Source organism: Amycolatopsis sp. cmx-8-4, assembly GCF_046548675.1.
In the GTDB taxonomy this organism is placed as follows: domain Bacteria; phylum Actinomycetota; class Actinomycetes; order Mycobacteriales; family Pseudonocardiaceae; genus Amycolatopsis.
In genome coordinates, this window is sequence record NZ_JAEBDZ010000088.1 from 1 (window position 1) to 1,144 (window position 1,144).

General features: G+C 60.8%; 1 protein-coding gene. It reads right to left on the reverse strand.

Going from position 1 to position 1,144, the window contains the following annotated elements; genetic code table 11:
* Positions 1 to 1,095, reverse strand: a complete 1,095-nt coding sequence (locus ACLJQZ_RS48505) for an IS630 family transposase (protein ID WP_410628502.1) — start codon at positions 1,093 to 1,095, stop codon at positions 1 to 3.
* Between the last annotated feature and the right edge of the window lie 49 nt (positions 1,096 to 1,144).

Here is a 1,144-nt window from a genome sequence, read left to right on the forward strand (position 1 = left end):
CTAGTGTCCTGCGCCGGAAATTCGTGAGATATATCGGGCGAGCGAGTCGAGGATCTCTTCGGCAGTCTTCTTCCACACGAACGGCTTGGGGTCCTCGTTCCAGTCCTTGATCCACTCGCGGACGTCCTTTTCCAGTACCTGCACGCTTTTGTGGACACCCCGGCGGAGGATCTGGTCGGTGAGGAACCCGAGCCAACGCTCGACCTGGTTCAACCACGAGGAACTGGTGGGAGTGAAATGCATGTGGAAACGGGGATGCCGGTCGAGCCAATCGTTGATGGCGGGAGTCTTGTGAGTGGACAGGTTGTCGCAGACGAGATGGACGTCCAGCTCTTCGGGCACCGCTTTGTCGATGGCGACGAGGAACTTCTTGAATTCCACGGCTCGCCGGCGACGGTACGTCTGCGAGATCACAGTGCCATCGGCGATGTTGAACGCAGCGAACAGGCTGGTCACGCCGTGGCGGACGTAGTCGTGCGTGCGCCGCTCCGGCATTCCCGGCATCATCGGCAACACCGGATGGGAACGATCCAGGGCCTGCATGCCCGACTTCTCGTCCACGCACAACACCACCGCCTTCTCCGGCGGATTGTGATACAGGCCGATCACATCCACGACCTTATCCACGAACAACGGATCGGAAGACAGCTTGAACCCATCGGCCAGATGTGGCTTCAGCTCGAACTTCCGCCAAATCCGCCCGACCGTCGACTTCGACAGACCAGACTTGGCCGCCATCGACTTCCGCGACCAATGCGTCGCATTCTTCGGCACCTGCTCCACGGTCGCGGTGACCACCTCCTCAACCTTGTCCAGCAAGATCGAATGCGGACGACCCGGCCGCGGCTCGTCCACCAACCCGTCCAACCGCTTCACCACGAACCGTCGACGCCACTTGTTCACCGTGTTGGGCACAACCCCAAGATCGGCGGCCACCTGCTTATTCGTCGCCCCAGGCTCCGCGCACGCCAACACGATCCGCGACCGCAACGCCAAAGCCTGCGACGACTTCGGCCGCCGCGACCAGCGAATCAACTGCTCACGCTCGACATCAGCCAACACCAGCTCAGCCTTCGGACGCCCGGTTCTCGACATATCCCCATACTACCCACTTAACTCACGAATTTACGACGCGACACACTAG